Annotated in this window: 26 protein-coding genes and 1 tRNA gene; 13 read left to right on the top strand and 14 right to left on the bottom strand. The window is 30.8% G+C overall.

The features are described 5' to 3' along the window. Positions 1–58: 58 nt before the first annotated feature. The 4 genes from nagB to MED152_RS08460 all read left to right on the top strand — a co-directional run bounded on the left by nagB (position 59) and on the right by MED152_RS08460 (position 5363). Positions 59–1987: a glucosamine-6-phosphate deaminase gene (gene nagB / locus MED152_RS08445; protein WP_041383530.1), complete on the top strand. Its 1929-nt coding sequence runs from the start codon at positions 59–61 to the stop codon at positions 1985–1987. 183 nt (positions 1988–2170) lie between these two features. Next, the gene (locus MED152_RS08450; RefSeq protein ID WP_015481447.1) at positions 2171–4219 is read left to right on the top strand and encodes a beta-N-acetylhexosaminidase; all 2049 of its coding nucleotides are present in this window, start codon (positions 2171–2173) and stop codon (positions 4217–4219) included. 5 nt (positions 4220–4224) lie between these two features. Further along, positions 4225–5073, top strand: coding sequence for an N-acetylglucosamine kinase (locus MED152_RS08455; RefSeq protein ID WP_015481448.1), 849 nt, complete (start codon positions 4225–4227; stop codon positions 5071–5073). After that, positions 5070–5363, top strand: a complete 294-nt coding sequence (locus MED152_RS08460) for a hypothetical protein (protein WP_015481449.1) — start codon at positions 5070–5072, stop codon at positions 5361–5363. The genes MED152_RS08455 and MED152_RS08460 overlap by 4 nt, the downstream gene beginning before the upstream one ends. A 68-nt stretch (positions 5364–5431) precedes the next feature. Here MED152_RS08460 and MED152_RS08465 read toward each other — a convergent pair whose 3' ends face one another. The 3 genes from MED152_RS08465 to MED152_RS08475 all read right to left on the bottom strand — a co-directional run bounded on the left by MED152_RS08465 (position 5432) and on the right by MED152_RS08475 (position 7140). Beyond that, the gene (locus MED152_RS08465; protein WP_015481450.1) at positions 5432–5752 is read right to left on the bottom strand and encodes a DUF2834 domain-containing protein; all 321 of its coding nucleotides are present in this window, start codon (positions 5750–5752) and stop codon (positions 5432–5434) included. A 279-nt stretch (positions 5753–6031) separates the two neighbouring features. Beyond that, positions 6032–6105 (bottom strand) — tRNA-Ile (locus MED152_RS08470). Positions 6106–6168: 63 nt separating this feature from the next. Next, the gene (locus tag MED152_RS08475) at positions 6169–7140 is read right to left on the bottom strand and encodes a polyprenyl synthetase family protein (protein ID WP_015481451.1); all 972 of its coding nucleotides are present in this window, start codon (positions 7138–7140) and stop codon (positions 6169–6171) included. Between the two features lie 129 nt (positions 7141–7269). Here MED152_RS08475 and MED152_RS08480 point away from each other — a divergent pair, with 129 nt between their 5' ends. The 4 genes from MED152_RS08480 to MED152_RS08495 are packed head-to-tail and all read left to right on the top strand — an operon-like array spanning position 7270 to position 13935. Continuing rightward, positions 7270–7884, top strand: a complete 615-nt coding sequence (locus MED152_RS08480) for a TetR/AcrR family transcriptional regulator (protein ID WP_015481452.1) — start codon at positions 7270–7272, stop codon at positions 7882–7884. Beyond that, positions 7877–9208, top strand: coding sequence for a TolC family protein (locus MED152_RS08485; RefSeq protein WP_015481453.1), 1332 nt, complete (start codon positions 7877–7879; stop codon positions 9206–9208). Before MED152_RS08480 ends, MED152_RS08485 begins: the two co-directional genes overlap by 8 nt. A 9-nt stretch (positions 9209–9217) precedes the next feature. After that, entirely contained in the window at positions 9218–10387 is a 1170-nt protein-coding gene (locus tag MED152_RS08490) for an efflux RND transporter periplasmic adaptor subunit (RefSeq protein ID WP_015481454.1), read from the top strand. Positions 10388–10398: 11 nt separating this feature from the next. After that, entirely contained in the window at positions 10399–13935 is a 3537-nt protein-coding gene (locus MED152_RS08495; protein ID WP_015481455.1) for an efflux RND transporter permease subunit, read from the top strand. Between the two features lie 51 nt (positions 13936–13986). Here the strand turns inward: MED152_RS08495 and MED152_RS08500 are convergent, their stop codons facing one another. Further along, complete coding sequence (locus MED152_RS08500; protein WP_015481456.1) at positions 13987–14634, bottom strand: hypothetical protein; 648 nt, start codon at positions 14632–14634, stop codon at positions 13987–13989. A gap of 82 nt (positions 14635–14716) precedes the next feature. Here MED152_RS08500 and MED152_RS08505 point away from each other — a divergent pair, with 82 nt between their 5' ends. Beyond that, positions 14717–15205 (top strand): regulatory protein RecX, encoded by a 489-nt coding sequence (locus MED152_RS08505; RefSeq protein ID WP_015481457.1) that lies wholly within the window; start codon positions 14717–14719, stop codon positions 15203–15205. Here the strand turns inward: MED152_RS08505 and MED152_RS08510 are convergent. Together MED152_RS08510 and MED152_RS08515 are read right to left on the bottom strand one after the other, a co-directional pair. Then, positions 15198–15719, bottom strand: a complete 522-nt coding sequence (locus MED152_RS08510; protein WP_015481458.1) for a nuclear transport factor 2 family protein — start codon at positions 15717–15719, stop codon at positions 15198–15200. The two genes, MED152_RS08505 and MED152_RS08510, sit on opposite strands and share 8 nt — an antisense overlap. Next, on the bottom strand, positions 15716–16321 hold the full coding sequence (locus MED152_RS08515) for a hypothetical protein (RefSeq protein WP_015481459.1): 606 nt from the start codon (positions 16319–16321) through the stop codon (positions 15716–15718). Before MED152_RS08515 ends, MED152_RS08510 begins: the two co-directional genes overlap by 4 nt. Positions 16322–16498: 177 nt before the next feature. Here MED152_RS08515 and MED152_RS08520 point away from each other — a divergent pair, with 177 nt between their 5' ends. The 4 genes from MED152_RS08520 (at position 16499) to MED152_RS08535 (ending at position 19629) form a co-directional block, all read left to right on the top strand. Next, the gene (locus tag MED152_RS08520) at positions 16499–17443 is read left to right on the top strand and encodes an NAD-dependent epimerase/dehydratase family protein (protein ID WP_015481460.1); all 945 of its coding nucleotides are present in this window, start codon (positions 16499–16501) and stop codon (positions 17441–17443) included. Positions 17444–17504: 61 nt separating this feature from the next. Beyond that, a complete protein-coding gene (locus MED152_RS08525; RefSeq protein ID WP_015481461.1) occupies positions 17505–18116 on the top strand; it encodes a thioredoxin family protein in 612 nt (203 codons plus the stop codon). Positions 18117–18190: 74 nt separating this feature from the next. Further along, positions 18191–18673, top strand: coding sequence for a hypothetical protein (locus MED152_RS08530; RefSeq protein ID WP_015481462.1), 483 nt, complete (start codon positions 18191–18193; stop codon positions 18671–18673). Between the two features lie 5 nt (positions 18674–18678). Next, positions 18679–19629, top strand: a complete 951-nt coding sequence (locus tag MED152_RS08535; protein ID WP_015481463.1) for an ABC transporter ATP-binding protein — start codon at positions 18679–18681, stop codon at positions 19627–19629. 163 nt (positions 19630–19792) lie between these two features. Here the strand turns inward: MED152_RS08535 and MED152_RS08540 are convergent, their stop codons facing one another. The 8 genes from MED152_RS08540 to MED152_RS08575 are packed head-to-tail and all read right to left on the bottom strand — an operon-like array spanning position 19793 to position 24859. Beyond that, positions 19793–20665, bottom strand: a complete 873-nt coding sequence (locus tag MED152_RS08540; protein ID WP_015481464.1) for an AraC family transcriptional regulator — start codon at positions 20663–20665, stop codon at positions 19793–19795. Positions 20666–20701: 36 nt separating this feature from the next. Next, a complete protein-coding gene (locus MED152_RS08545) occupies positions 20702–21151 on the bottom strand; it encodes a 3-oxoacyl-ACP synthase (protein ID WP_015481465.1) in 450 nt (149 codons plus the stop codon). Continuing rightward, a complete protein-coding gene (locus MED152_RS08550; RefSeq protein ID WP_015481466.1) occupies positions 21151–21705 on the bottom strand; it encodes a 4'-phosphopantetheinyl transferase superfamily protein in 555 nt (184 codons plus the stop codon). Before MED152_RS08550 ends, MED152_RS08545 begins: the two co-directional genes overlap by 1 nt. Next, complete coding sequence (locus tag MED152_RS08555) at positions 21702–21956, bottom strand: acyl carrier protein (protein WP_015481467.1); 255 nt, start codon at positions 21954–21956, stop codon at positions 21702–21704. The genes MED152_RS08550 and MED152_RS08555 overlap by 4 nt, the downstream gene beginning before the upstream one ends. Positions 21957–21965: 9 nt before the next feature. Further along, the gene (locus MED152_RS08560; protein ID WP_015481468.1) at positions 21966–23237 is read right to left on the bottom strand and encodes a beta-ketoacyl synthase; all 1272 of its coding nucleotides are present in this window, start codon (positions 23235–23237) and stop codon (positions 21966–21968) included. 1 nt (position 23238) lies between these two features. Continuing rightward, a complete protein-coding gene (locus MED152_RS08565) occupies positions 23239–23679 on the bottom strand; it encodes a 3-hydroxyacyl-ACP dehydratase FabZ family protein (RefSeq protein WP_041383533.1) in 441 nt (146 codons plus the stop codon). Position 23680: 1 nt separating this feature from the next. Beyond that, on the bottom strand, positions 23681–24058 hold the full coding sequence (locus tag MED152_RS08570) for an ester cyclase (RefSeq protein WP_015481470.1): 378 nt from the start codon (positions 24056–24058) through the stop codon (positions 23681–23683). A gap of 3 nt (positions 24059–24061) precedes the next feature. Continuing rightward, positions 24062–24859 carry an SDR family oxidoreductase gene (locus MED152_RS08575; RefSeq protein WP_015481471.1) on the bottom strand — a complete coding sequence of 266 codons (798 nt, stop codon included), beginning with the start codon at positions 24857–24859 and terminating at the stop codon, positions 24062–24064. Positions 24860–24866 lie beyond the last annotated feature (7 nt).

Raw genomic sequence — 24866 nt, forward strand, 5'->3', positions numbered from 1 at the left:
AACGGAGGACAACGTTTTTCGTTTGCTTTTATTAAAAACGTATTACCTATAAAATAGAATTATTGTGAAAGTTACAGATTGTAAAAGTATAGCTTACACTCCTGCAGGAAAATTTGAGGAAACTCGTTTCGAAAAAATACACAATATTATTTTCGAAAGCTCTGATAAAGCATCTATTCTTGTAGCGCAAGAAATAGCCAATTTAATAAGAGCCAAGCAAAGCAAAAACAAACCTTGCGTTCTTGGTTTAGCTACTGGTTCATCACCAATTAAGGTGTATGAAGAGTTAATAAGAATGCATAATGAAGAAAGCTTAAGCTTTGCGAACGTTATCACTTTTAACCTAGACGAATATTATCCTATGGATAAAAGTAACATTCAAAGTTATTTTTATTTCATGCATGAACACCTTTTTAATCATATAGATATTCTACCAGAAAACATTAACATTCCAGATGGTAATGTAAGTACAGAAGATTTATACCAATCTTGCATAGATTACGAAATGAAAATTAAGGCTTATGGAGGGTTAGATTTTCAACTATTAGGTATTGGTAGAACAGGTCATATTGGTTTTAATGAACCAGGTTCTCATTTAAATTCTGGCACAAGAAGCATTACTTTAGATCATATTACACGTGTAGATGCAGCACCTGCTTTTTTAGGTATAGATAATGTGCCAAGAAAGGCAATAACTATGGGTATAGGTACTGTACTTGCAGCAAAAAGAATAGTTTTATTAGGTTGGGGTTCTAACAAAGCAAAAATTTTAAAAGAAACTATAGAAGGTGAAATTACCTCAGAAGTACCTGCAACTTACCTACAAAATCATAACAATACAACCTTCATTATAGATGAAGGTGCTTCATCTGAATTAACTCGTGTAAAAACACCTTGGTTGGTCACATCTTGTGTTTGGAATGATGCTTTAAAAATGAAAGCTGTGCTTTGGTTAGCAGAACTTTTAAATAAATCTATTTTAAAATTAACAGACAAAGATTATAATGATTATGGTATGTCTGGCCTTTTAACAGAAGAAGGTACATCTTACAACTTAAATATTAAGATGTTTAACAAGCTACAAAACACCATTACAGGTTGGCCAGGAGGAAAACCAAATGCAGACGATTCTAAAAGACCAGAACGTGCTAGTATTCCTAAAAAACGAGTAATTATCTTTAGTCCTCATCCAGATGATGATGTAATATCTATGGGAGGTACTTTTGATAGGTTAGTAACTCAAGGTCATGAAGTACATATTGCCTACCAAACCTCAGGTAATATTGCAGTTTCAGATGAAGAAGCTTTAAAGTTTGCAGAAGTAACACAAACTCTTTGCCCAGATTGTAAAGAAACACAGAGCATTATTAAATTTCTAAAGATTAAAACAGAAAATGATATCGATTCTGAAGAAGTTAGAAATTTAAAAGGCTTTATAAGAAGAAGCGAATCTTTGGCTGCTACCAGGTATTTAGGCTTAGAAGATAATAATGTACATTTTTTAGATCTTCCTTTTTACGAAACTGGTACTATTAAAAAGAAAAATATCTCAGAACAAGATATTAATATCATGTGTAATTTAATTGATGATATAAAACCTCATCAAATTTATGCTGCAGGAGATTTGGCAGATCCTCATGGCACACACAAGGTATGTTTAGATGCTATTTTTGAATCCCTAAACGTGCTAAAGCACCAGACATATATGAACGATTGTTGGGTTTGGTTATACAAAGGTGCTTGGCACGAATGGGAATCTTATCAAATTGATATGGCTGTGCCTATGAGTCCAGATCAAGTACTTAGAAAACGTCATGCCATATTTTTTCATCAATCACAAAAAGATGGAGTGATGTTTCAAGGAAGCGATTCTAGAGAGTTTTGGGTACGTGCAGAAGATAGAAATAGATTAACAGCCAAAAAATATAACGAACTAGGCTTGGCAGATTATGCTGCTATAGAAGCTTTTAAACGTTATCATTTTTAAATAAAAATCAGATGTTTTTGTTCTTGTTCAGTTTTTGAATTGTTGAATTATTAAATCATTGAATTAAGAGCAATTACATTCTGATGATTACCTAAAACTGCAAGTGCACTTTTAGACCATCACCAAAAAATTACATAAAAAGTGAACTTGATTTCAATTAAAATTAAGTTCAACAGCAATCATATGAAAAAATTTATCATTATACTTTTAATTGTACAGTGTTCAAATCTGTTTGTTCAGGCGCAAGATGTGCTCTCAAACAAATACGATTTAATGCCTTGGCCTAAAGAAATTACTGAGTACTCAGACCAATTTACAATAGATCAAAATTTGACCATTGCTATAAATTCAAAAAAATCTGAACGAGTTGATAAAGCTGCTGTTCGTTTTTTAAGAAGGTTGGCTCACAGAACTGGTGTTTTTTTAGATAAAGGCTTTCCTGTTTACAATCAAAAAGGAAATATAAATTTAATTTATGATACTGCAAGTGCTTTAAACTTAAACACAGACGAAAGTTATGTGTTAGAAATATCTAAGTCTAAAATAGATATAACAGCAAAATCTGACGTTGGAATTTTAAGAGGTTTAGAAACCTTATTACAGCTTACACAATTCAACAAAAAAACATATTATTTTCCAAATGTAACCATTAATGATGCTCCAAGATTTGTATGGAGAGGGTTAATGATAGATGTTTCTAGGCATTTTCAGCCTATTGATGTTATTAAAAGAAATTTGGAAGCTATGGCTTCTGTTAAAATGAACGTATTTCACTGGCATTTAACAGACGATCAAGGGTTTAGAATAGAATCTAAGGTATATCCAAAATTACAGGAGTTTGCTTCTGATGGTCTTTTTTATACCCAAAATCAAATTAAAGATGTTGTCGCTTTTGCCAACAATTTAGGAATTAGAGTAATACCAGAAATTGATGTTCCTGGACATGCATCTGCAATTTTAACAGCTTATCCTGAGTTAGGCAGTAAAGACAACTACACCTATTCTATAGAGCGTTTTGCTGGTGTTTTTGATCCAACTTTAGATCCTTCAAAAGAAATTACCTATACATTTTTAGAAAATTTATTTACAGAAATTACACCCCTATTTCCTGATGAATATTTTCATATTGGTGGTGATGAAAATGAAGGAAAACATTGGAGTGAAAATGAAGAAATTAAAAAGTTTAAAGAAAAACATCAACTTAAAAACAACCACGAACTACAAACTCATTTTAACATCCGATTAGAAAAAATTCTAAATAAACTAGGTAAAAAATTAATGGGTTGGGATGAAATTTTAACCCCTAACATGCCAACCACAGCAGTTATACATTCTTGGCGTGGAGAAAATGAAGGTGTTGCAAATGGCGGCTCTTTAATTGAGGCTGCAAAAAAAGGCTATCAAACAGTACTTTCAAACGGCTTTTACATAGATAGAATGTTGTCTGTTGAACATCATTATGCAGTAGATCCTATTGGTGATATTAAATTAAGCAAAGAAGAACTTTCTAAGATTTTAGGTGGTGAAGCTACAATGTGGAGCGAGCTTGTTACACCACAAACTATAGATTCTAGAATTTGGCCTAGAACTGCTGCAATTGCAGAGCGCCTTTGGTCTACAAAAGATGTGAAAGACATAGATAATATGAAAAAACGCCTTTCTGTAATCTCTTATCAATTAGAAGAATTAGGGCTAACTCATATTAAAAATAGAGATGTTATTTTAAGAAGTATTAGTCATAATCAAGACATTTCTTCTTTAGAAGATTTGGTTAAAATTTGCGAGCCTTTAAAAATTTACGCAAGAAATAAAGATGGTATAGAATACAAAACCTATTCTTCATTCAGCTTATTTGCTGATGCTTGTACTGCTGATGCAATAGATGCTACTACTTTTAATAAAAAAGTAGCGAACTTTCTAAAAGTACAAAACAGGTTAAACACAGCTAACATACTTGCTTTCTTAGAAAAATGGGCTAAAAACTACGATACTTTTTCTCAGTTAGAGAAGAATCCGAAAGTGAGTGTCTTAGAAGATTTGTCTAAAAACTTATCTATAGCCAGCACTATTCTTAAACAAGCTATTGAAAATAAAAAAATTAACAACGATAATCTGTTGGTACTTCAAAATGCAATTGCCTATTTAAAATTACCAGTTGCAGATACAGAAGTTGTTATTGTAACTGCTTTAGAACAACTTGAAAAGCACTGCAAAGAAAATTATAAAAAGTAATAAGTATGATTTTAGTTGCTGATAGTGGCTCTACAAAATGCGATTGGATTCTATACAACCACAAAGAAAGTAATCCTTTAAAAATTAGAACAAAAGGTTTAAATCCTGCTGTGCTTAATAAAAAGAATTTTCTAAAAATTGTGGCATCTAGCAAAGAATTAGAAAGCGTTAAAGATCGAGTTCAAGAAATTAAATTTTTTGGAGCTGGTTGTGGCTCTAAGACTAATCAGCAAAAAGTAAATGAAATTTTAACATCTTACTTTACAAATGCAAAATGCACTACCAAAGAAGATACAATGGCTGCTGTTTTAGCTACCACTAAAGAGCCTGCTGTGGTTTGTATTTTAGGTACAGGTTCTAATTGTTGTTATTTTGACGGACAAAATATACATATGAAAACCCCTGCTTTAGGCTATTTATTAATGGATGAAGCTAGTGGAAATTATTTTGGTAAAGAATTGCTTAAAAGCTATTACTATTTAACCATGCCAAAAGAATTGGCAAGCCTATTTAATACAGAGTATTCATTAAATGAAAAAGATGTTTTAAAAGGCTTGTATCAATCTAAAAGACCAAACAAATATTTGGCTGGTTTTGCCCCTTTTTTATTTAAATACCAAGAACATAAATTTATAAATGATTTACTGTTAGATGGCTTTAGAACATTTGTAAATCATCATGTTTTGAAACATAGAGAGGCTTTAAAACATGTGCCTGTGCATTTTGTTGGCTCTATAGCTTTCTATGGCCAAAAACAAATAAAACAAGTGTTAGCAGAAAGAGGAATTACAGGTGGTGTTTTTATAAAAAACCCTTTAGATCATATTGTGGAACATAAAATAAACATCCATTGAAAAAAGTAGAACCTCACTTTTTTACAACTCAAAAAACCTTTCAAAATAAAAGTGTTTATAAACGATTTTTAAATTGGTTGAGTGGTGAATTTGATTTGTATTTACAAGATAACTCAGATTGTTTTACAGTTTATTTTCCTTATAAAAAATTGTCTGTAACCCAACTAGAAAAGGCAGATAGCTCTTTTGTTGCTCAAATTAATGTAGAGGCAAAAATTAGTCAAGAAGGTGTAAAACTAATAAATGCAGTAGATTCTTTGTATTTGCATTTGTTAAAAATGAATAGCTAAACACAAAAGTTTAACTTTTTCAAGGACTAGAACTTCACTGCAAAACAGGAAGTGGATATACCCATCTTTTAATCATTCTTATTGTAATTATCATAGAGATATAATGGTAGTGCTAGAGAAAAGCCAACAATAAATAAAGAAACCAAATACTTTATAAATTGATTTTTTTTGATTGCTTTTACTCTTAATCTATAAATAAGAAAAATTAGAAAAGATGTAGCTGCAATAGTTAAATCCGCATTTAAAATATTCATTGCATAATTCTGGTTAATTTGCTCAAAAAATAGCGAAGTAGACCATTCCCAATTGTTTGTTTCAATAAATTTAAAAATGTAATAATATGGATAAACTATTCCTACAATACATAATAACGCAAAGACTTTTTTCATATAATAAATTATTTTTATAGGTTTAAATAAATTTGTGATATGAAAGATAAGCAATATTTAATTCTGAGTCATAGCTACTACTGTATATAAGGTTTATGTGTTTTTTTTTAATTTATCTCATGATAAAAAATCAGCATAGCAATATAACAATGGTTAACAAGCAACGATTAATAGAATTGTAAAGTTTCAAAAAAAGATTAAAAAAGGGGTTTTGTGGGAATAGATACCAAATAAAAAACCTTAAAAAGCTGATTAAAAGCTAATTAAGGTTTTTAAAAGTGGTCCCACATGGACTCGAACCATGGACCACCTGATTATGAGTCAGGTGCTCTAACCAACTGAGCTATAGGACCAATAATTTAGGGTGCAAATGTACTATTAATTTTAAATTATTCGCAAATAAAATTAAAGAATAATTACACTGTTCTATTCATTAACCAAGTACCAAAGTTTCTTAGGTTTGTTTTGTTTGCTTCAGAAATATCCATTTGATCTAAAGTGTCAAAAGCTTTTTGAGTGTATTTCTCTATTTCTTTAGACATCAAGTAAGGTATATCATTCATTTGATAAATTCGTGTAACCTCTACTACCTTAAAGCCATTATCTTTTAATTTTTTTCTGTAGAAATATTTTAATTTCTTTTTGGTATCCTTATCTGCAACTTCTAATGTTTTAAGATACAAGAAGGTTTTTTTGTTCTCCATGATATCTCCACCTATTTGTTTACCAAAAGTTTCTGGATCTCCAAAAGTGTCTAAATAATCATCTTGGAGTTGAAAAGCCAACCCTAAGTTTAAACCAAAATCATAAATAAGATCTGCATTTTTATCATCACTCTCAGCAACAATAGCTCCCATTTTTAAAGCTGCTGCAACCAATACAGACGTCTTTAAACAAATCATATTTAAATACTCATCTATGGTTACTTTTTTACGCGTTTCAAAATCAACATCCAATTGCTGACCATCACAAACTTCTAAAGCAGTTTTACTAAATAATTTGGCCAATTTTTGAAAAACTTCTGGCTTGTAATTTTCAAAATACTTGTAAGCCAAAATTAACATTGCATCTCCAGAAAGAATGGCTGTATTAATATCCCATTTTTCATGAACTGTAGCTTTACCCCTTCTAAGAGGTGCATCATCCATAATGTCATCATGAACTAAAGTAAAGTTATGAAAAACCTCTACTGCTAATGCAGCTGGTAACGCTTTATTATAATCTGCTCCAAAAATGTCTGCAGCCATTAAGGTTAAAACAGGTCTAATTCGTTTACCCCCTAATTTTAAAATATAATCTACTGGTTCGTATAAATTTTTAGGCTCTTGAACCCAATCTTTAGATTCTAAATAGGATAAAAATTCTTCTTGATAATGCTTAATGTCCAAATCTTTAAATTTTTATGTAAAAATAATGTAAAGAATTCGTAGAAATTAAATGTTATGTTAAAAAATCATTAAAACTTTGGAAACTATTTTTGTTTCTAAAGTTTCCTGTTGTACTTTTGCACCCACTTTATGAAAGATAAAATTTTAGAAAAATCGCAAGAACTGTTCTTAAACCTTGGTTTTAAGAGCGTTACTATGGATGAAATAGCCAACTCATTAGGTATTTCTAAAAAAACTTTATACAAGCATTACTCTAACAAAACGCAATTAGTAGAACAAGTTACAGATCATCTGTTTGATAATATTTGTTGTGAGATTGATAGTGTTTATGATTTAGTCCTAAACCCTATTGAAGAACTTTTTGAGATAAAAAAAGTGGTTTTACAGAATTTGAAAGATGAAAAATCGTCTCCTCAATATCAACTTCAAAAGTATTATCCAAAAATATATCTTGAGCTAAAGAACAAGCAATTTGGGGTTATGCAAGGTTCTATAAAAGAAAACTTAAGTACAGGCATAGAGCTTAATTTATATAGAAATGATATAGATATAGAGTTTATTTCTAGGTTATATTTTCATGGTTTAGTTGGGGTTAGAGATAGAGATTTATTTCCTCTTCAACAATACTCTATGAACGATTTAATTACCAACTACTTAGACTATCATTTAAGAGGAATTGCTACAGATAAAGGAATAGAAGAATTAGAAAATCAATTAAACAAACAATCCGTTATTTATGAATAAATATTTTTATGTATTCTGCTTATTAGTGTTTACATTAAATAGTAAAGCTCAGGAAGGCCCAATTAGCCTTTCTTTAGATAAAGCCATAGAATTGGCTTTAGAAAACAGCTATAATACAAGAGCAGCTGTAAACGATATTGCTTCTGCAGAGAAAAAAGTTTGGGAAACTACCACTATTGGTTTGCCTCAAATTAATGGAGCTATCGATTATCAAAACTTTTTAAAACAACCAATTACTGTTGCAGATATTAATGGTGATGGTGTAGATGAAGAGTTTGTTTTTGGTACAAAGCAGAATGTAAATGCGTCTGTTACCTTATCTCAACTTTTGTTTGATGGAACGTATTTAGTGGGTTTACAATCTGCCAAAACTTTCTTAAAAATATCTGAACAAGCCAAAGAAAAAACAGAATTGGTTACTAGAGAAGCTGTTATTAATGCGTATGGTAATGTTTTAATATCCGAAAACAGTATTTCTATTCTAAAAAACAACATTAAAATTCTTCAAAAAAATTACGATGATGCTAAAAAAATCTATGCAAATGGATTGAATGAAGAAGAGGATGTAGAACAGCTAGAAATAACTTTAGGAGATGTAAAAAATCAACTAAGTAGCGTATTAAGACTAAATGAAATTGCATATCAAATGCTAAACCTATCTCTAGGTAATTCTATTGATACTGAATTGGTTTTAACAGACACTTTAGATTCTTTAACCGAAGAAAACATCTCTATAAATTTAGTAGGTGAAACCTTCTTAATAGAAAATCATATTGATTATAGAATTGCCGAAAATGATAGAGAAGCAAAACGATTAATGATGAAATTAGAGCAAAGCAAAAACTTGCCAAGTTTAAGTGCTTTTGTAAACTATGGTACACAAGCTTTTTCTAACGAATTTAGTTTCTTTAGAGGCAGCCAAAGATGGTTTCAATCTTCATTATTGGGTGTTAGTTTAAAAGTGCCAATTTTTAGTAGTTTTGGTAGAAGCTCTAAAATTGCACAAGCAGAAATTGCTTTAAATACTGCAGATTTAAGGTTAGAAGAAACCAAACAGCGTTTAGAGTTACAAGCTAAAAAAGCAAAAAGCGATTACCAATTAAGTATAGAAAGCTACCAAACAGCAAAGAAAAATTTGGGATTAGCAGAAAGAATAGAAAAGAAACAGCGAATTAAGTTTTTCGAAGGTATTTCTTCTAGCTTTAACTTACTACAAGCACAAACGCAATTATACACACAACAACAAAATTACATTCAATCTATGCTTAACGTTATTACTAACAAAGCAGCATTAGAAAACGCATTAAACATACCTATTAAATAATTAACCAAGATGAAAAAAATATATTCATTAGTACTTACAACCCTAATTTTATTTTCTTGTGGAGATAAAAAAGAGCAATCTATAGATGATGTAATTGCAACCAAAGACATTAAGCAAATTCGTACTAAAAAGGCTGAATTAGATCAAAAAGTGCAAGCACTTTCTAATGATATTAAAAAACTAAACACAGAAATAGAAGCGTTAGATACTATTAAAAGAGTGCCTTTAGTTACAGCAATTACTATAAAAAATGAAGTATTTACACATTTCTTAGAATTACAAGGAAACGTAAAAACTAAACAAAATGTATTGATTTACCCAGAAATGCCAGGAACTTTAGAAACTGTTTTGGTAAAAGAAGGCCAAAAGGTGTATAAAGGACAAGTTTTAGCAAGAATCGATGATGGAGGTTTAGCACAACAAGTAGCACAGCTAGAAGCAACAACTGCATTAGCAAAAACTACCTATGAGCGTCAAGAGAAATTATGGAACCAAAAAATTGGTTCAGAAATTCAATTTTTACAAACTAAAACTAACTATGAAGCTACAAAAAGCCAGTTAGCACAATTAAAAAAGCAGCTAGGCAAATCTACAATTAGAGCACCTTTTGCAGGAGTTATAGATAACGTATTTAAAGATCAAGGAACTGTGGTTTCTCCTGGTCCTGGTTCAGAAGTTTTTAGAATTGTAAACTTAGGTAATATGTTTATTGAGGCTGATGTGCCAGAATCTTACATTTCAGATATTGTACCTGGTAAAGAAGTAGAAATAGAGTTTCCTGTTTTAGGAACTACATTAGATACTAAAGTACGTCAAACAGGTAATTTTATAAATCCCGCAAACAGAACTTTTAGAGTAGAAATTGGTGTGCCAAATCAAGATAGAAGCATAAAGCCAAACTTAACTGCAAAACTTAAAATAAACGATTATACTAGCCCAGAAGCTATATTAATTCCACAAAGTATTATTTCAGAAAATGCAGAAGGTGAGCAATATGTTTACAAAATAACAGACTTAAACAACGAATTTGGAACTGCAAAACAAGTAGTTGTAAAAACAGGGAAAACACAAGGTGATGTTATAGAGATTTTAGAAGGTATTACTGTTGGTGATAAGCTAATAAAAGCAGGTGCTAGAAGCGTTAAAGATGGACAAGAAGTTAAAATTTCTAAATCTTAATTAAAAAGAAGATGAATAAAAATCAACAAAATAAAACAGATAAAGAATTTAAGCTTTCTTCGTGGGCCATTAACAATAAAACCACAATGTATGTAGCTATTTTCTTGATTCTTGTGCTTGGTATCTCTGCCTACTTTAGTATGCCTAGAGAAGATTTTCCAGAAATTAAGGAAACAAAAATTTACATCAGTACTTTATATCCTGGAAATACAGCAGAGGATATAGAAAAGTTAATTACAGATCCGCTTGAAGACCAATTAAAAGGGTTAAGTGGTATTGTTGAAATAACCTCTACATCTCAAGAAGATTATTCTATGATCATTGTTGAGTTTGATGATGATATGGATGTAGAAGTTGCCAAGCAACGTGTAAAAGACAAGTTAGATACAGAAAAGGCTTCTGAAGATTGGCCAACGTTTAATGGTGCAAAAGTAGACCCGAATGCGTTTGATTTAAGTATGTCTGAAGAAATTCCATTTTTGAATATTAATATTTCAGGAGATTATCCACTTCAAAAATTAAAAGAATTTGCAGAGTATTTACAAGATGATATTGAAGATTTATCTGAGGTAAAACAAGCAGATATTAGAGGAGTACAAGACAAAGAAGTAGAAATTGCTGTAGACATCTATAAAATGATGGCTGTAGAAGTTAGTTTCGATGATATTACAAGTGCCATTCAAAGAGGTAATGTTACATCATCTGCAGGTAATTTAATTGCAAGTGGCCAAAGAAGAACTATTAGAATTCTAGGTGAGATTGATAAACCATCAGACTTAGAAAACTTCGTTATAAAATCTGAAAGAGGTAATTCTATTTACCTAAAAGATGTTGCAACTGTAACTTTTAGAGAAAAAGACAAAACTACGTTTGCCAGAAAAGAAGGGAAACAAGTAGTTATGTTAGATGTTAAAAAACGTGCTGGTAAAAACATGGTTGCTGCTGCAGAAGAAGTAAAAGTAATTGTAGAAGAAGCCAAAGCATCATATTTTCCTTCTAACTTAGATGTAACCATAACCAATGATTTATCTGATAAAACTATTGGTCAAGTAGATGATTTAGTAAACAACATCATTTTTGGGGTTATTCTAGTAGTTATCGTTTTAATGTTTTTCTTAGGCTTTAAAAATGCACTTTTCGTTGGTTTTGCAATACCTATGTCTATGTTTATGTCTCTTATGATTTTAGGAGCCTTAGGTTATACACTAAACACTATGATTCTTTTCGGATTAATTATGGGGCTAGGAATGTTGGTAGATAATGGTATTGTGGTTGTAGAAAACGTATATCGTTTAATGGATGAGGAAGGTATGAGCAGAGTTGAAGCTGCCAAAAAAGGTATTGGAGAAATTGCTTACCCTATTATTATTTCTACTGTAACAACAGTTGCAGCCTTTGTTCCTTTAGGTTTATGGCCAGGGTTATTTGGTCAATTCATGATATATTTTCCTATTACTTTATCAGTAGTTTTAGGTTCTTCTTTAGTAGTTGCAATTTTCTTTAACTCGGTTTTAGTATCACAATTCATGACTACTGAAGACAAAGAAATGCCACTAAATAAAATAATAAGAACCTCAGTAATAGTTGCAGGAATTGGAATTCTAATTTTAATTTTTGGTGGTGCTTATAGAGCTTTAGGTACAGTAATGATTTTTACTGCTATTATGCTTTGGGTATATAGATTAATTCTAAGAAAAGCTGCCAATTATTTTCAAAGAAACACCCTAGTTTGGCTAGAAAATTTTTACGAAAAAATGTTAAAAGGAGCTTTAAAAGGATGGAAACCTGGTTTAATTACAATTGGTACATTCTTACTATTATTTGCTGCTTTTGGTGGTTTTGGCTGGTCTCTTTCTACTCAAAGAACAAAAGTGGAATTCTTTCCAGATAACAAACCAAATCAGGTTGTTGTTTATATTGAATATCCAGAAGGAACAGATATTTACGAAACTAATAAAATTACCAAAGAAATTGAACAACGTGTATACAGTGTTCTAAATCAAGACATGTATATGGATGGTGATCGTAACTTTATGGTAGAAAGTTCGGTTTCTCAAGTGGGTGAAGGTGCAGGAAATCCTCAAACAGATGGTGGTTCTGCTGCAGAAATGCCACATAAAGGTAAAATTACGGCTTCAATGCGTCAGTACAAATACAGACGTGGTTTAGATAGTGAAGCATTGCGTCAAAAAGTACAAGAAGCACTAACAGGTATTTATCCTGGAGTATTAATTTCTGTAGAAAAAGATGCAAATGGTCCACCAACTGGTGCACCTATTAACATTGAATTAGAAGGTAACAATTATGAGGAATTAATTGCTACTGCAGAAAGAATGCGTGCCTTTGTAAATACTAGAAACGTACCTGGAATAGACGAATTAAAGATAGATGTGAATAAAGATAAACCATCTATGAAAGTAATTGTAGATCGTAAAAAAGCAGGTGAGCTAGGTGTTTCTACTGGGCAAGTTGGCCAACAATTACGTAATGCAATTTTTGGTGCAAAAGCTGGTATTTATAAAGAAGATGGAGATGATTACGATATTAACGTTCGTTTTGAGGAAGACATCAGGTATAACAAATCTGCATTATTCAATCAAAAAATAACGTTTAGAGATATGGCTTCTGGCCAGGTAAGAGCAATACCTGTATCTGCTGTAGCTTCGCAAACCAATAGTTCTGGATTTAGTGCTATTAAGCACAGAGATACCAAACGTGTTGTTACTGTTTACTCTCAATTAGCACCTGGTTATGTAGATGCTGCTGCTGTAGTAAATCAGATTAAAGAAGAAATGAAAAACTTTGAGGGTAAACCAGAAAACATCAATATAGATTATACAGGTCAAATTGAAGAACAAAATAAGCAACAAGCCTTTTTAGGTGGAGCATTCTTTAAAGGTTTAGCCTTAATTTTCTTTATTTTAATTTTCCAATTTAACTCGGTTTCAAAACCAGGAATCATTATGATTGCCATTTTCTTAAGCTTTATCGGAGTTTTTGGAGGTATTGTTTTAACAGGTTCTTCTTTTGTTATTATGATGACAATGATGGGTATTATATCTTTAGCTGGTATTGTAGTAAACAATGGAGTTGTACTATTAGATTATACACAACTTTTAATTGATAGGAGAAAAGAAAAACTAGGTTTAGAAGACAATGCTTACCTACCTAAAAAAGACTTGTTAGAAGCAGTAGTTAAAGCTGGTAAAGCAAGATTAAGACCAGTATTGTTAACAGCAATAACCACTATTTTAGGTTTAATTCCTTTAGCAATTGGTTTAAACATAGATTTCTTCTCGTTATTTAGCGAGTTTGATCCTAAAATTTATATGGGAGGTGATAATGTTATTTTCTGGGGACCATTAGCTTGGACAGTTATTTACGGTCTTTTTGTAGCAACCTTCTTAACATTAATTGTTGTTCCAATTTTATTCTACTTAATTACCCAATTTAAAATGTGGTTAAGAAAGAAAACAGCAAATAATGAAGAAAAGGCTGAATTGGCTTATACAGAAAATGTAAGAATTGATGAGAAAAATCAAATCTAAACACTTATAATATTACATAAAAAAGGGCTGAAGTTTAACTTCGGCCTTTTTTTATTTCCTTGTTTTACTACCAATCCAAATGTTGCCTATTTTTTGAAAGTAGGTAGTTTCTCCATCTTCATTTTCAGAAGTTCTATAAGACGATTTTATTCTGCGTTTAAACTGTTTTAATAATTCGTTACTATCTCCTTCATTCACAAATTCAATTTCTTCTTGTACATCTGTAGATGTAAAATAACCTTCTTCATGAGCATAAATCCAGTTAAAATCAACTAATTTATCCGTCAATTTCCCAAAATTTTGCAAGGGAATTTTTTTCTGTTTTTCTGGTCTGTAAAAAGAAATTTTATAAAAATCAAGTAAACCATCAATGGCACAAACTACTTGAGAGCGTTCTATATTATTCTCAAAAAGCCATAGCACTAAATGATAAGGTTTGTTTAGTGTTTTAAGTTGAGCATCCCAGGCATCAAAAATTTCTATAAAGCTTTCTATAATTTTACTACGAATTTTACCTTTTGGGGTTGGTATTTCTGAGCCAGTAACAGAAATATCACAAAAAGGACTAACATAAAACTTACTATAATTTCTTTTATGATGCTCTAATTGCTCTAAATCTAATTCTTTATGATAATCTTTCCATGCATCTATTTGCTTGAAAATTTTGGCATGCCCTCTAACCTTTCTGTATCTAATCATAACATCAAATCTGTGTCTTCATGTAAATATATTTATTAAATATTAAAATAAACACGATTTTGTTTTTCGTAATTTTGATACCATGTTTAAACCTCAAAAAAAATCGTTTACTGTAGATGAAATAAAGCGCAAAATCGAGCAATTTTGTGTTTATCAAGACAGGTGCCATAAAGAGGTTGAACAAAAAATGCGCGATTATGAGCTAATTCCTGAAGCTAGAGAAATGATTTTGCTTAGCCTTATGCAAGATAATTTTTTAAACGAAGAGCGTTTTGCAAAAAGTTTTGCTAGAGGTAAATTCAGAATAAAAAATTGGGGAAAACAACGTATAATTAGAGAACTTAAGTTTAGAGAAATTTCTGCCTACAACATAAAAACAGCGCTCAAAGAAATTGATGAGCAAGAATATTTAGATACAATTTATAGAATTACAGAAAAAAGAAGCCAGTCTGTTTTAGAGACAAATAGCTACAAAAAAAAGAAAAAACTTATCGATTTTTTAATGAGAAAGGGTTTTGAAAACGAGCTTATATTTAAAACCGTAAATGATGTTCTAGAAGAAACTAATTAAATGAACTCTGAAAAATAGAATCATTTTTTCTTTTAGCCATAATTACTTCTTTAATATCTTCATTAGGTATTGCAACAGACAAAACATAGTGTTTTAACGTCCATCCGTTTTCATTTCTTTCTAATACTCCAGAACCTCTACATGCACCCATCCAAGTTTTTAATAATTCATCAAACCAAGCAATAGAACCATCTTCATTAAAGTATACATTACGTTCTAAACTTTTAAAATCCCAAGCTTTACCTTTATCAAAATAAGGTTTACTAAACCCTTCAAACTCCTCTTTTGTCCAATTTTCTGAAGCATCTGTACCTATAAATATTGATGTAGAATCTAATTTAGAAAAGTAGTTTTCATAATTGGCCTCAGTTGCTGCCAAATGCCAATTGTCCATAAAAGTATTTACAGCTTGTTTATCCTTCGTAAAATTTTCTTCAGTAGTTGGTTTATCTTCATTGGTTTTACAAGCAAATAAAATTACAAATGCAACAAAGTAAAAAGCTAGTTTTCTCATTGGTTTTTGGTTTTTTCTTCTAATTTTCGCTGTAAATTTTCATTGATTGATTTTTTAGAAACACTATCTATTTTAGTAGAATCTAAGCCAATATATTTAACATCAATATCTATGGCATCCTCAAACCTCTTCTTAGATAAAATGGTGTTTATTTTATCGTTTACGGCAGAAAATGAATTTATTATTTTTTTAGTTTGTACATCAACTTCATTGGCTGTAATTGCAGGTATATCTCTCATATCTACAAGCCTTAAAGTTTCATTGTGCAAAATATTTAATCGAGCTTTAAAAGAAGGTATATTAAACATTTCTGGTTTCGATTCTTTTTTTAAGGAGGCAACCAAACCTTCTAACTCTATAGAATTACTCAAAATTTCTTTTGCAGAAACATTTTGAAATCGACCTAAAAATTCATCAACAGCCTTAAGTTCAGCCCAATCTTTGGTTTCTTCTTGGTAAATTGGAGATATTTTTTTTGCGGTGGCATATTTACGCACAATACTCATTGAAGGTTTGTCTTTATTTTCAACAATAGTATCTTCTTTAGTTTCATTACAAGAAATGATACAAAATAAGCCTAAAACGTAAATTATGTTTTTCAAAAGAATAAATTTGATTTGTAAAAATAAACAAATTTTAATGGTATAAATTATATAAAAATTAATAAAGTTGAGTTAAAATAATTGCGGATTTATCAGCACAATAAACGTTTAAGATATTCTATTTACGAATAACAAAATTAAGTACCTTTGTTGTTGAGAACTATTCAATTTTAAACAATGAGTACTGTAATTTTAGTTTTAGGTGCAAGTGGCCAAATTGGTACAGAATTAACGCAGAAATTGCGTAAAATTTATGGCAATACAAATGTTATTGCTTCGGATATTAGAAAAGGTAGTGATGAGCTGATGTCTTCTGGACCTTTTGAAATTATCGATGCTACAGACAAACAAACCATTTTAGAAACAGTTATTAAATACAAGGTTACTCAAGTGTATTTATTAGCTGCAATGCTATCTGCTACTGCAGAAAAAATGCCACAAAAAGCATGGAATCTAAACATGAATTCTCTTTTAGCTGTATTAGATTTAGCGAAAGAAAAACACATTGAGCAAGTATATTGGCCAAGTTCTATAGCTGTTTTTGGGCCATTAACCCCTAAAGAAAATACGCCTCAACAAACAGTAATGCAACCTTCTACAGTTTACGGTATAAGTAAAGTTTCTGGAGAGTTTTGGTGCAACTATTATCATGAAAAATTTGGGGTAGATGTAAGAAGTTTACGTTATCCAGGTATTATTTCTTGGAAAACAAAACCTGGAGGAGGAACCACAGATTATGCTGTAGACATTTATTTTAAAGCATTAGAAGAACAAAAGTTTGAGTGTTTCTTATCAGAAAATACACGTTTACCAATGATGTATATGAACGATGCTGTAGATGCAACCATACAATTAATGCAAGCAAAACCAGAAGATGTAAAAATTAGAACTGCTTATAATTTATCTGCCATAGATTTTACGCCTCAAGAAATTGCAGAAGAAATTAAAAAGCACATTCCTAATTTTGAAATCTCTTATAACCCTGACTTTAGACAAGCAATTGCTGATAGCTGGCCTTCATCTATAGATGATTCTGAAGCTAGAAAAGACTGGAATTGGAAACATAACTTCGACTTAAAATCTATGACAGAAGATATTCTTAACAACTTAAAAGAGCAGTAATTCTTTGCTGTAAGATTTAAAAGAAATTTCGTCTAAAAAAGTGAAATTAGCACAAAACGAAATGAAAGAAATTATAACAAAAAGTCTAGAAAATACATACACCTATTTAGAATATAAAAATTTGGTTAAACACCTTTTGGCAGAAGGTAAATCTACAGGTCCAAATCAATCTGAAGCGTTAACAAATTACAGTTTGTTAAACGATAAAAGAATGAAACGTTTAGATAAAACCATAAAACTTACAGAAAACACGCAATTAGAAATTGCTAAAGTTACAGCACCACAAACTTGGCTTGTAATTACAGAAGGTTGGTGTGGAGATGCAGCACAAAACTTACCAGTAATTGCTAAAATGGCTAGTTTAAACTCTAATATTGAGCTAAAACTTGTTTTAAGAGACGAAAACCTAGAGTTGATGGATTTATTCCTTACAAATGGTGGTAGGTCTATTCCTAAATTAATCATTTTAGACAACGATTTAAATGTATTGAACACTTGGGGTCCAAGGCCAAGTATTGCTACAAAAATGGTAGCAGACTATAAAGCAGAACATGGAGCTTTAGATGCCAATTTTAAACAAGACCTCCAGGTTTGGTATAATAAAGACAAAGGCCAAAGCACACAGAATGATTTTGTAGAAATGATACAAAAATTATTTGTAAAAGAAGCCTAACATTTTTAAAAGCCGCAAACTAAAATTAATAAGTTTGCGGTTTTTCTTTGCTTATCTTTGCAAAAAAAAGAACCATGTTTGTTGATTATACTGATATTTCTGATGATGCCAAGGTTTGGATATATCCTTCTAGTAGAAAATTTTACAACACAGAAATTGAAGAGCTTGAAAATAAAATAAAGTCTTTTATAGATAGCTGGCAAAAAGAAGATGAAAACTTTAAAGCCTCTTACCAATTTTTACACAATAGGTTTATTGTTTTGGTGGTTGAATGCAGTGAAACACCAATTTCTAACACAGCAATAGATGCTTCTGTTTCCTTTATATTAAAGCTTCAAGAAACCTACAAAGTAGATCTTTTAGACAAGATGAATGTGTGTTTTAAACAAGGTAAATTTGTACAGTATAAAGAGTTAAAAGACTTTAAAAAACTACTAAAAAATAAAGCTTTAACTGGTAAGTCAATAATTTTTGATAACCTAATTAACAATAATTACGATTTCAAAAATTTCTGGGAAATGCCAATTGAAGATAGTTGGTACAGTCGATTTTTATAACATTTATGCTATTAGTAAATCAAATCTCTTTCAGTTATTCTAAATCTAAAATAGTTTTAGATAAGTTTAATTTTACCCTAAAACAAGGAGAACATCTTTGTGTTATGGGAGAAAGTGGTTGTGGTAAATCTACCCTTTTAAAAGCTATTTATGGTTTGCTAGATTTAAATAAAGGCAACATTTATTGGAATAATGAACAAATTCTAGGGCCAGAATTTAATCTTGTGCCAGGTTTTGAGCTTTTTAAATACGTAGCCCAAGACTTTGATTTAATGCCTTATATTTCTGTATCAGAGAATATAAAAAAATACTTATCACGTTTCTATCCTGAAGAAAGCGAACGCAGAACGCAAGAGCTTTTAGAAGTGATAGAAATGAAAGCTTTCGAAAACACCAAGGTTAAAAATTTAAGTGGTGGGCAAAAGCAAAGAGTAGCTATTGCTAGAGCATTAGCTAAAGAACCCGTTCTTTTGTTGCTAGACGAACCTTTTAGTCAAATAGATAACTTTAAGAAAAACACGCTTCGTAGAAATTTATTTACCTATTTAAAAGAAAAAAATATTGCTTGTATTGTTGCTACACATGACAAAAATGATGCGCTCTCTTTTGCTGATTTTTTACTGGTAATTAAAAACAATACCATTTTAGTAAATAATAATCCAGAAGAAATTTATAAGAATCCGAAAGAGAAATATGTAGCTTCTCTGTTTGATGACGTAAATGAATTAACTATTAACAATAACAAACAGTTACTTTATCCTCATCAAATAAAAATTGTTGACAAATCTGACTTGTTAGCTGTAGTTGCCAATGCTTATTTTAAAGGAGAATTTTGGTTGATAGAAGTTGAACATAAGAACCAAACACTTTTTGTAAATCACTTACAATCAATTGCAAAAGGCACAACTGTTTATTTAGGCACAAAAAAAAGTCACCTAAATATAAAATTAAGGTGACAAAAATTATAAACGATTCCATAATGACCCCTTAAAAAATTTACACCTTATGAAAAAGTTGGGGGATTATAATTTTTTCAAATTGGTATTACTACAAAATTAATAGGTTTCCCTATTCAGAAAATGTAATTATCTGATTATTAACTGTAAAAATGGGAAAAAATTAAACTTTCTCTGTTTTTTTAAAGGTTTCTGGAGTGTAAGAAGTATGTTTTTTAAAGTACTTATAAAAGTTAGCAGGATCGTTAAAACCAAGCTTAAATGCCACCTCTTTTGCAGACATATTTGTATGAAGTATGTTCTTTTTAGCCTTTATAATAACTACCTCGTCTATGAATGCTTTTACTGGTTTGTTGCTAATAAAGTTAACAATGCTATTTAATTTTTTTGATGAAAAACCCATCATATCTGCATAATCTTCTACCTTTTTTGTTTTATGGTAATTCTTTTCCACCAAGTTTTGAAACTTGATAAACTCTTGTAAATTATTATTAAGCTCTACTTTGTTAAAACCTCTAGATTTAATTCTGTGCACTAGTGATAATAACACATGCAACAAACTTCTATTAATTCTATTTGAATATTCGTCTGAAATAAAGGTAGCTTCCATTTCTAAACCCTGAGCTAATTTTATAACTTCAACTAATTCTTGATTTTCAATTTGAGTTTTTGGCGATGTTAAAAGTTCATTAAACGCTTGTATAGATTGTGCAACCTCAGCATCATTTAAATACCTGTTTAAGAAATCTTCTTTAAAAAATATTAAGTACCCTTTAGCATCACTTTTATAAAAACGATGCACTTGATTTCTTCTAATGGCTAAAAGTGTCCCTTTAGAATATTCGTAATCTGTATAATCTATATTGTGTTTTCCTTTACCCTCTGTAATTAACAATAATGTATAGTAATTTAGACTATGAAAGGTAGTCATCGTTTCTAATGGAGGATGCTTAAAAAGCTCTTGTAATCTTGCTGTACAAAAGTTTGGCTCAGTATGTACAGCACAATATTTATTAGGTAATTGTGTAATTGGCATAGTTGGGGGAGTTTACTATTAGTATAAAAGTACAAATTATTTAATAAATACTATTTCTACAGTTTTATTGTTAAAAGAAAAATTCTCTTTTTCAGCTTTTCCAAGCAACATTTTACCAATAGGTGATGAAACCGAAATTGCAAAATAATCTTCTTTATCTACAGAAATTTTACCTGCAGAAATGCTTAAGAAATAGTTTCCAATATTGGTAAAAACTAAGCTACCTAAATGTGCAATTTTGGTGGATTTATAAATGTCAATTTTAGATAAAATAGTATTCATTTCAGAAATACCTGCTAATTGCTGACTCGCTTTTTCCATTTCTAATTGCAACATGGCTCTACCTGTTTCATGCTTATCTCCTGCAGAACTTTTTGCTTCAGAAGTTAACGCTTTTTGGTTTGATGATATGGTTTCTTGTACAGTTCGTAACCTTTTGTTTACAAACGTTTTGCAAGATTCTAAAAGTTGTTCTTTAAGTTGCATTATAGATGAAGTATTGCATAAGCACCATAATTTCCATGATGAGCAGTAGAAATAGAGATTGGCAGTTTTTTGTTCAATTTTGTAAGATAAGGTATCCCTATTTCATTTTTATTGATGCTAATATCATCAGTAAAATTAGCCAATAAGCTTTGATTAGTTATTGTTGATTGTTGGCGTTCATCAGCAATAAAAAATGATTTCTGAATAAGGTTTTTAGACCCTTTTTGCGCAACCCAAGAATGTATGTAATCTTTAGTAATATTGTAGTTTATTCTAAATTCTACATCTAAAAAATTAACCAAGCCTTCATTTTTGGAGGTGATACAACAATTAAATTTTTTAGGCGCAAAAAAGCGTTTAGTATTACTTTTTAAATACGATTTGTAGGCAGCTTCTTTCATGCTCCAAAAAAGCCAAACCAACTCAAATGGTTTTTCTGAATTTCGAATTGCTTTTATTTCAGAAGCTGAAAACTGTTTATTTAAAAACCCTTTACGTTGCCAATTGCTTTGCTTTTTTGCAAGCTTTAGATCTACGATATCATTCCCTATCATTTTGCGGCTAGCTTGGCCTCTATAATTTCGATTGCAGCTTTTACAGATAGCATTTTTTCCATAGAATCATTATCTATTTCAATATCAAATTCATCCTCTACATCTAAAACAACATCAACTAAATTGGCCGAATTTATTTTTAAATCTTTAATAAAATCTGTGTTCTCAGATAAATTGTTAAAAGCAGCTTCATCTTGCACGTAAGGCTTTACAATTTCTTTCAATTTTGCAATAAGTACTTCTTTTGTCATGGATTAAAATCAAGAATATTTTTTAAAGATAACACAAGCATTTACATCCCCAAAACCAAAACTTGCTTTTGCTACAATATTTAGTTCTTTGTTTATAAATTTTGTGGGTATTTTTTCTGTGGATATTAAATCGGATATTTCAGGATGCACATCTTCACAATTGATATTTGGAAACACAAATTGATTTTTAATTTGTAAAACGGAAGCCACAGATTCTATGGCTCCAGAAGCAGCTAAACAATGCCCAATTTGTGACTTTAATGAGTTGATGAAAGGAAAATCTTGCCCTTTTCTTTGCAATGCTTTGGTCCAATTTTCTATTTCTAAACTATCTTTACTTGTGGCAGTTAAATGCCCATTTATGACATTGATATCCTTTGCAGAAATAGATGCATCTGTTAGAGCATCTTCTATACATTTTTGAACGGCATCTGCATTTGGTGCAGTTAAAGTACCACCATTTCTTTGCCCTCCAGAATTAATATTACCACCTAAAACCTCTGCATAAATGGGTGCATTTCTTTCTAAAGCACTCTCTAATGATTCTAAAACTAAAGCTCCTGCTCCACTTCCTGGTACAAAACCAGAAGCTGTTTCACTCATGGGTCTAGAGCCATTTTCTGGAGTTTCATTGTGCTTATAGGTCATCACTCTCATCGCATCAAAACCTCCCCAAGAATACAAAGAACTGTCACTTGAACTACCTACTAACATTCGTTTTGCTTTGCCTGTTTTAATGCGTTCAAAACCCATTAATAAAGCTTCTGTACCTGTAGTACAAGCAGATGAATTAGTAGTTACTTGGTTGCCAAAACCTAAAATTCCACCTAAATAAGCCGAAATTCCACTTGCCATAGTTTGCACAACAGAAGTGCTTCCTAGTCGTCTAACTTTATGCTCATCAATTTTGTAAATAGATTCTCTAAATTTCTCAATACCCGAAGTTCCAGTTCCAAAAATAAGTCCAGAATCATAATCTAAATAGGTATTTTCATCCACTAAAAAACCTGCATCTTTCCATGCATCAATTGCAGCCATACAACCATATAAAATAGAGGTACTGTTAAAGCCTCTTAATTGTAAAGCAGTTAAATATTCTAGCTTTTGTTCTTCTGTAACTTTGGGAATACCACCTATACAACAAGAAAAACCTTTTTCTTTTAAGTGCGGATGAAACTCTATACCAGACTTACCACTTTTAATAGCTTCTGTAAATTGGCCTATACCAACTCCATTTGGAGCTACAACTCCTAAACCAGTAATTACAACTCTGTTATTCATCTTATTTTGCTATTATCATTCCTGCTATAGTACCTCTACAAATCAGCTCATTCTTGTCATTAAACATTTTAACTTTGCATTTCAATTTACTAAATCTAAAATATTCTTTTTCTGAAATTACAGTAACTTTCTCATTAGGTAAAACTGGTAAAAAGAAATCAATTTGATTTGAAGTTAGTGCAATTTTTGGTTTTTTCTCTGATGAAATTTTATCTTTTAACAAGTAAATTCCTAAACAAACTACACCAATTTGAGCCATAGTTTCAGTAAGAATTACACCTGGAGTAATGGGATTATCTTTAAAATGACCTTCGTAAAAAGATTCATTTTTTTGAAATGTGTAATTTCCTGAAATTCCATTTTCTGAGATTTCAATAAGCTCATCAACAAACAAGAACGGTTTTTGATAGGGTAATAATTCTATTATTTCTTTAAATTTCACACTAATACATGGTATTTGGATTTGCTGATTTTTTTGGTATTTGCTGTATAGCATCCCAATGTTCGCAGATTTTACCTTTATCATCAAATCTGAAAAAATCCATTGTTACATATTCATCATTTTCTGGCCAAGTTTGATGCGTATGTAGCGCAACCAAATCGCCTTCTGCAATGCATCTTACAAACTCAATAGATTTTTTAGGATACTCTTGTTGCATTCTATAAAAATAATTGATAAACCCTTCTATACCATCTGCAACATCTGGATTATGCTGTATATATTCATCTCCAACAAATTTTTCCACAGCTAATTTTGGGTTACCTAAATATGCTATTTTGTAAAAAGCTATTGCATTTTTCTTGTTTTCTTCTAAACTCATAATCTAATTTAAACTTTCTCCTCCATCAACTTTAAGAGTAGTACCATTAATCCAAGAAGCTTCATCTTTGCACAATAAATACACCACATTTGCAATATTTTCAGGTGTTGTTAGCTGTTGAAACGGATTTCGTTTTAACGTGTGTGCTTTAATTTCATCACTATTTGGAATTCTATTTAATGAAGCAGTATTTGTAACTCCTGCTTGTATGCAATTGGCTCTAATACCAAACTTTGCAAATTCTAAAGCAATGTTTCTAGAAATAGCTTCTAATGCCACTTTAGCAGCAGAAACTGCAGCGTAATTTTGCCAAGGCTTGGTATTACCTTCACTTGTAAAACTGATGATTCTTGCGTCTTCTGCAAACAATTTTTTATCAAAAATGGCTTTAAACCAATCCCATAAGCTAATAGCCATAGCATTTATGGTGATTTGAAAATCATCATTCTGTAAAGTTTGACTGTCTTCTGAAACCATAGGCTTTAAATTGCCTTTTGCTATAGAATGAACCAAAGTTTTCACCCTACCATTTTCACCTAGTTTATCTTGTAAATTTGCTAAAACAAGATCTCTTTTATCTGTATTTAAAGCATCGATATTAAAACTTAAGAATTGAACATTCTCATTTTTTATTTCTTGAAATTGATTTTCAATCTCTTCTTTTTGAGACCTTGAATTTCTATGAACAACGCAAATATGTATACCGTGTTTTGCTAGTTTTTTGGCTGTAGCTAAACCTAAACCACTAGAGCCTCCTAAAACTAACGCCCATTCGTTTTTATGTTCAAATTCTCTATTCATTTTATTT

Origin of the sequence: Polaribacter sp. MED152, from assembly GCF_000152945.2 — a bacterium.
Taxonomy (GTDB): Bacteria; Bacteroidota; Bacteroidia; order Flavobacteriales; family Flavobacteriaceae; genus Polaribacter.

Bases quoted from the DNA above. Each gene is read 5' to 3' on its own strand.
- MED152_RS08480 (WP_015481452.1), top strand. From the start codon at position 7,270: ATGAAAGATAAAATTTTAGAAAAATCGCAAGAACTGTTCTTAAACCTT.
- MED152_RS08485 (WP_015481453.1), top strand. From the start codon at position 7,877: ATGAATAAATATTTTTATGTATTCTGCTTATTAGTGTTTACATTAAAT.
- MED152_RS08555 (WP_015481467.1), bottom strand. From the start codon at position 21,956: ATGACAAAAGAAGTACTTATTGCAAAATTGAAAGAAATTGTAAAGCCT.
- MED152_RS08450 (WP_015481447.1), top strand. From the start codon at position 2,171: ATGAAAAAATTTATCATTATACTTTTAATTGTACAGTGTTCAAATCTG.
- MED152_RS08575 (WP_015481471.1), bottom strand. From the start codon at position 24,859: ATGAATAGAGAATTTGAACATAAAAACGAATGGGCGTTAGTTTTAGGA.
- MED152_RS08570 (WP_015481470.1), bottom strand. From the start codon at position 24,058: ATGAGTTTAGAAGAAAACAAGAAAAATGCAATAGCTTTTTACAAAATA.
- MED152_RS08530 (WP_015481462.1), top strand. From the start codon at position 18,191: ATGTTTGTTGATTATACTGATATTTCTGATGATGCCAAGGTTTGGATA.
- MED152_RS08545 (WP_015481465.1), bottom strand. From the start codon at position 21,151: ATGCAACTTAAAGAACAACTTTTAGAATCTTGCAAAACGTTTGTAAAC.
- MED152_RS08465 (WP_015481450.1), bottom strand. From the start codon at position 5,752: ATGAAAAAAGTCTTTGCGTTATTATGTATTGTAGGAATAGTTTATCCA.
- MED152_RS08495 (WP_015481455.1), top strand. From the start codon at position 10,399: ATGAATAAAAATCAACAAAATAAAACAGATAAAGAATTTAAGCTTTCT.
- MED152_RS08510 (WP_015481458.1), bottom strand. From the start codon at position 15,719: ATGAGAAAACTAGCTTTTTACTTTGTTGCATTTGTAATTTTATTTGCT.
- MED152_RS08525 (WP_015481461.1), top strand. From the start codon at position 17,505: ATGAAAGAAATTATAACAAAAAGTCTAGAAAATACATACACCTATTTA.
- MED152_RS08560 (WP_015481468.1), bottom strand. From the start codon at position 23,237: ATGAATAACAGAGTTGTAATTACTGGTTTAGGAGTTGTAGCTCCAAAT.
- MED152_RS08520 (WP_015481460.1), top strand. From the start codon at position 16,499: ATGAGTACTGTAATTTTAGTTTTAGGTGCAAGTGGCCAAATTGGTACA.
- MED152_RS08550 (WP_015481466.1), bottom strand. From the start codon at position 21,705: ATGATAGGGAATGATATCGTAGATCTAAAGCTTGCAAAAAAGCAAAGC.
- MED152_RS08500 (WP_015481456.1), bottom strand. From the start codon at position 14,634: ATGATTAGATACAGAAAGGTTAGAGGGCATGCCAAAATTTTCAAGCAA.
- MED152_RS08535 (WP_015481463.1), top strand. From the start codon at position 18,679: ATGCTATTAGTAAATCAAATCTCTTTCAGTTATTCTAAATCTAAAATA.
- MED152_RS08505 (WP_015481457.1), top strand. From the start codon at position 14,717: ATGTTTAAACCTCAAAAAAAATCGTTTACTGTAGATGAAATAAAGCGC.
- MED152_RS08490 (WP_015481454.1), top strand. From the start codon at position 9,218: ATGAAAAAAATATATTCATTAGTACTTACAACCCTAATTTTATTTTCT.
- MED152_RS08455 (WP_015481448.1), top strand. From the start codon at position 4,225: ATGATTTTAGTTGCTGATAGTGGCTCTACAAAATGCGATTGGATTCTA.
- MED152_RS08540 (WP_015481464.1), bottom strand. From the start codon at position 20,665: ATGCCAATTACACAATTACCTAATAAATATTGTGCTGTACATACTGAG.